This is a genomic window from Teichococcus coralli, assembly GCF_009829925.1.
GTDB classification, from domain to species: Bacteria; Pseudomonadota; Alphaproteobacteria; order Acetobacterales; family Acetobacteraceae; genus Pseudoroseomonas; species Pseudoroseomonas coralli.
In genome coordinates, this window is the sequence record NZ_SNVJ01000066.1 from 1 (window position 1) to 834 (window position 834).

1 pseudogene is annotated in these 834 nt (G+C 67.7%); it reads left to right on the forward strand.

The features are described from left to right. Positions 1-760, forward strand: a pseudogene (locus tag E0493_RS22950) (IS3 family transposase); the annotation flags it as partial. Positions 761-834: the final 74 nt, after the last annotated feature.

Genomic DNA, 834 nt, shown 5'->3' on the forward strand with positions numbered 1-834 from the left:
TCCGGAGGTTCTGTTAGACGTTCTAAGTCCCGAGCGTCGCCAGGCCGGGGTGGTGCGGTCGGTGCTCGGGGTCTCCGAGCGGCGGGCGTGCCGCCCGCCGGGTCAGACACGCTCCACCCAGCGGCGGGTGCCGAAGCTCCGGCCGGACGAGGCGGTGCTCAGCGAGGCGGTGGTCAGGTTGGCGCGCACGTACGGACGTTATGGCCACCGCCGGATCACGGCACTGCTGCGGGCCGAGGACTGGCGGGTGAACGCCAAGCGGGTGGAGCGCATCTCGCGGCGCAAGGGGCTGAAGATGCCGCGGCGGCAGCCGAAGCGGGCCCGGCTGTGGCTGACCGACGGTTCTTGTATCCGGCTATGGCCAAGCTGGCCTGGGCCTGTCTGGGCCTGCGACTTTGTCCAGGAGCGGACCAGAGAGGGGCGGGCATTCCGAATGCTGACGGTGATCGATGAGTTCAGCGGGGAATGCCTGGCCATCGTGGTGGCAGGCCGGCTGCGGTCGGATGACGTGCGGCAGGTCCTGGCCGACTTGTTCATCGAACGGGGCCCGCCGGACCACAGCCGCTCCGACAACGGGCCAGGGCTCGCGGCCAAGGCGGTGCGCAACTGGCTGGGGCCGGTTGGCGTGAAAACGGTGTTCATCGAGCCCGGCAGCCCGTGGAAGAACGGCTACAACGAAAGCTTCGACGGCACGCTGCGCGACGAGCTGCTGGAGCGGGAGATCTTCTGCTCACTCCGCGAGGCCGAGGTGCTGATCGAGCGCCAAAGCATTTTCCGTTCGCTCTGGCTTACGGAAAACGCTCTCGCCGTTTGTTTTGATGAGCATCTTCACCC